The 4,060-nt window shown below is 66.2% G+C and carries 1 protein-coding gene and 2 pseudogenes; 2 read left to right on the top strand and 1 reads right to left on the bottom strand.

Features of this window, described 5'->3' with window-relative positions; translation table 11 throughout:
- A pseudogene (locus RT028_RS20090) lies at positions 1–295 on the bottom strand (hypothetical protein); the annotation flags it as partial.
- A gap of 199 nt (positions 296–494) precedes the next feature.
- On the opposite strand from RT028_RS20090, the gene bglX reads away from it, so the two are divergent.
- Both bglX and RT028_RS20080 read left to right on the top strand, forming a co-directional pair.
- Positions 495–2,786: a beta-glucosidase BglX gene (gene bglX, locus RT028_RS20085; protein ID WP_312937218.1), complete on the top strand. Its 2,292-nt coding sequence runs from the start codon at positions 495–497 to the stop codon at positions 2,784–2,786.
- Between the two features lie 136 nt (positions 2,787–2,922).
- A pseudogene (locus RT028_RS20080) lies at positions 2,923–4,060 on the top strand (sensor histidine kinase); the annotation flags it as partial.

Raw genomic sequence — 4,060 nt, 5'->3', positions numbered from 1 at the left:
GCAGCGCCGCAGGCACGACCCAGGCGGCCAGGCGCGGGCTGCGCAACAGCAGGCACAGGCCGATGAATAGCAGCCCGTGCAGCACCATCAACGCCCGCCCCGCTGGCCAACCGAACGCAGCCTGCAAGACGCAGGGCAACGCCAGGGCCAGCAAGGCGGCCCAGAACAGCGGCAGGTAGGCGTAGTCATCGGCGCGACGGGCCAGTACAGCCATCAGCACAGTGCCCGTGCGCCGCTCGGCGCAGGCGATGGCCTCGACGATCTGGCGCTGGTGATAAGGGTTGAGCGGTGTCATGCCCAGGGTCTCGGAGCGTTCTTATAGTTGTGGGTGCATCGTGGTTCTGGAGCCTGCGCCAGAATCAGGCATAATTCGCCGCGGCCACCGGCAGACCGGCACGCCGTGGCCCGACGCACTGTACAACAATAGCCGCCTGAACACTTCGGTTGCCCGTATCAGCCTTGATACGCCCCGCGCCTCGACGATGGAATCGACCATGAAATTGCCTTTGCTGGGCCTGGCCTTCGGCCTTGTCAGTCAGGCGGCCCTTGCCGCCAACGCCGCCCCCGCCCTGCAAGACAAGCAGGCCTTCATCGACCACCTGCTGAGCCAGATGACCGAGGCGGAAAAGATCGGTCAGCTGCGCCTGATCAGCATCGGCGGCCCGGAGATGACCCGCGAGAAGATTCGCGAGGAAATCGCCGCAGGTCGCATCGGCGGCACTTTCAACTCGCGTACCGCCGCCGAGAACCGGCCCATGCAGGACGCTGCCATGCGCAGCCGGCTGAAGATCCCGATGTTCTTCGCCTACGACACCATCCACGGCGAACGCACCATCTTCCCCATCAGCCTGGGCCTGGCGGCCAGCTGGGACTTGAACGCCATCACCCAGGCCGGCCGTACATCGGCCATCGAGGCCTCGGCCGATGCCCTGGACATGACCTTCGCGCCGATGGTCGACATCGCCCGCGATCCGCGCTGGGGCCGCACCAGCGAAGGCTTCGGTGAAGACACCTACCTCACCTCACGGATCAGCGAGACCATGGTCCGCGCCTTCCAGGGCAAGAGCCCGGCCGAGCGCGACAGCATCATGGCCATCGTCAAGCACTTCGCCCTGTACGGCGCCGTGGAGGGCGGGCGCGACTACAACACGGTCGATATGAGCCTGCCGAAAATGTACAACGACTACCTGCCGCCCTACCGCGCCGGCATCGACGCCGGTGCAGGCGGGGTGATGGTCGCGCTGAACTCGATCAACGGCATACCGGCCACCGCCAATACCTGGCTGATGAACGACCTGCTGCGCAAGGACTGGGGCTTCAAGGGCGTGACCATCAGCGACCACGGCGCGATCAAGGAGCTGATCCGCCATGGTGTCGCGCGCGACGGCCGCGAGGCGGCCAAGCTGGCGATCAAGGCCGGTATCGACATGAGCATGAACGACTCGCTGTACGGCGAAGAGCTGCCGGGCCTGCTGAAATCGGGCGAAGTGACCACGGGCGAACTGGACCATGCGGTGCGCGAGGTGCTTGGCGCCAAGTACGAGATGGGCCTGTTCAAGGACCCCTACGTGCGCATCGGCAAGCCGGAGAACGACCCCAAGGACACCTACGCCGAGTCCCGCCTGCACCGCGAGGCCGCGCGTGACGTGGCGCGCCGCAGCCTGGTACTGCTGGAAAACCGCGAACAGACCCTGCCGTTGAACAAATCCGCTGCCGTGGCCGTGGTCGGCCCGCTGGCCGATGCGCCCATCGACATGATGGGCAGCTGGGCTGCCGATGGCCGGCCGCAGCACTCGGTGACCGTGCGCGAAGGGCTGCGCCGCGCCCTCGATGGCAAGGGCAAGCTGGTCTACGCCAAGGGCGCCAATGTGACGGGCGACAAGGCCGTGCTCGATTACCTCAATTTCCTCAACTTCGATGCCCCGGAAATCGTCGACGACCCGCGCCCTGCCGGCGTGCTGATCGATGAAGCGGTGAAAGCCGCACAACAGTCCGACGTGGTGGTCGCGGTGGTCGGTGAATCACGCGGCATGTCCCATGAGTCCTCGAGCCGCACCACCCTGGAAATTCCGGCCACCCAGCGCGCCTTGATCGACGCCCTCAAGGCTACCGGCAAGCCGCTGGTGCTGGTGCTGATGAACGGCCGGCCGTTGTCGATCGTCAGGGAGCGTGAGCAGGCCGACGCCATTCTGGAAACCTGGTTCAGCGGCACCGAAGGCGGCAATGCCATTGCCGACGTGCTGTTCGGCGACTACAACCCCTCCGGCAAGCTGCCGATCACCTTCCCACGTTCGGTGGGGCAGATTCCGATGTACTACAACCACCTGAGCATTGGCCGGCCTTACACCCCGGGCCAGCCCGGCAACTACACCTCGCAGTACTTCGAAGAACCCAATGGCCCGCTGTATCCGTTTGGCTACGGCCTGAGCTACAGCACCTTCGCGCTGTCGGAACTGACCCTGTCCAGCACCGAGCTGCAACGCGGCGAGCCTCTGGAGGCCAAGGTCACCGTGCAGAACACCGGCAAGCTCGATGGCGAAACCGTGGTGCAGCTCTACCTGCAGGATGTGGCCGGTTCCATGAGCCGGCCGGTCAAGGAGCTGCGTCGTTTCGAGAAGCTGATGCTCAAAGCCGGCGAGTCGCGGACCCTCACCTTCACCCTGGGCGAGGATGACCTGAAGTTCTACAACACCCAGCTGCAACATGTGGCAGAAGCCGGGACATTCAACGTGCAAGTGGGGCTGGATTCCCAGGACGTTCAGCAGCAGGCGTTCGAGCTGCGCTGAACCCGGGGGCTGACGGTGCGTGTGGCCCCCTGCACGCGCACTACGGGCGTTGCTCACAGGACGGACAATGCCCCTCAGGAGACCGGGTTCGCCAGCGGCGCCCCGTGTTCGGCTACTTCTCAGAGCGGATCACTCCATGCCTTTGTCCTACCGTGCCCTGCGTCTGGGGCTGATGATTCTGGTCATTCTTGCCGGCACCGTGCTCAGCTCCGGCTGGGCCCTGCACCACGCCAAACGCGATGCCATGCAGGCCGACGCACGCCGCGCCAGTGAACAACTGGGGCTGTATGCCACCTCCCTGCATACCCTGATCGAACGCTACCGCGCCCTGCCGGCGGTACTGGCACTGGACCCGGAACTGATCGCCGCCCTGCACGGCCCGGTCGATCAGGCCACCCAGGCCGCCCTCAACCACAAGCTCGAGCGCATCAACGGCGCCGCCCAGTCCTCGACCCTGGAGCTGCTGGACCACACGGGGCTGGCGGTGGCGGCCAGCAACTGGCGCCTGCCGACCAGCTACGTGGGCTCGAACTACGGGTTTCGCCCGTACTTCAAGCAAGCGCGCGGTGAGGGCAGCGGCCGCTTCTTCGCAGTCGGGGTCACCAGCGGCGTCCCAGGCTATTTCCTCGCCAGCTCGGTGAATGACGCCCGTGAGCGTTTTCTCGGCGCCATGGTGGTCAAGCTGGAGTTTCCCGAACTGGAACGCGACTGGCGCCAAGGCAACGACGTGGTGCTGGTGAGTGATGCCCGCGGGGTCATCTTCATTGCCAATCAGGAAGGCTGGCGCTACCGCGAGCTGCGCACCCTCAGCCGCGAAGACCGCGCCGTGCTGGCCGAAACCCGGCAGTACGACAAACAGCCGCTGCGCCCCTTGCAGCACCAGGTGCTGACCCGCTTCGGCGACAACAGCCGTCTGAGCCGGGTCAAGGGCCCCGAAGGCACTGTCGACTATCTGTGGGAAAGCCTGCCCCTGGACAGCGAGGGCTGGACCCTGCACCTGCTGCGCCAGCCGCAGGTCGCCGAAGACGGGCGCAATGCGGCACTGGGCGCGGCGGCGGTGTGGTTGAGCCTGGTCTTCGCGGCGCTGTTCCTCAGCCAGCGCCTGCGCCTGGCGCGCTTGCGCCAACGCAGCCGCGAAGCGCTGGAACGCGAGGTCGAAGAGCGCACCCGCGAGCTGCGCACCGCCCAGGAAGGCCTGGTACAGACCGCCAAGCTGGCCGCCCTGGGGCAGATGTCGGCGGCCCTGGCCCACGAGATCAACCAGCCGCTGACCA

Origin of the sequence: Pseudomonas sp., from assembly GCF_032058845.1 — a bacterium.
Lineage (GTDB): Bacteria > Pseudomonadota > Gammaproteobacteria > Pseudomonadales > Pseudomonadaceae > Aquipseudomonas.
The sequence above is the reverse complement of the archived record's forward strand: the minus strand, read 5'-3'. Positions and strand labels throughout refer to the sequence as shown.

Bases quoted from the DNA above. Each gene is read 5' to 3' on its own strand.
- bglX (WP_312937218.1), top strand. From the start codon at position 495: ATGAAATTGCCTTTGCTGGGCCTGGCCTTCGGCCTTGTCAGTCAGGCG.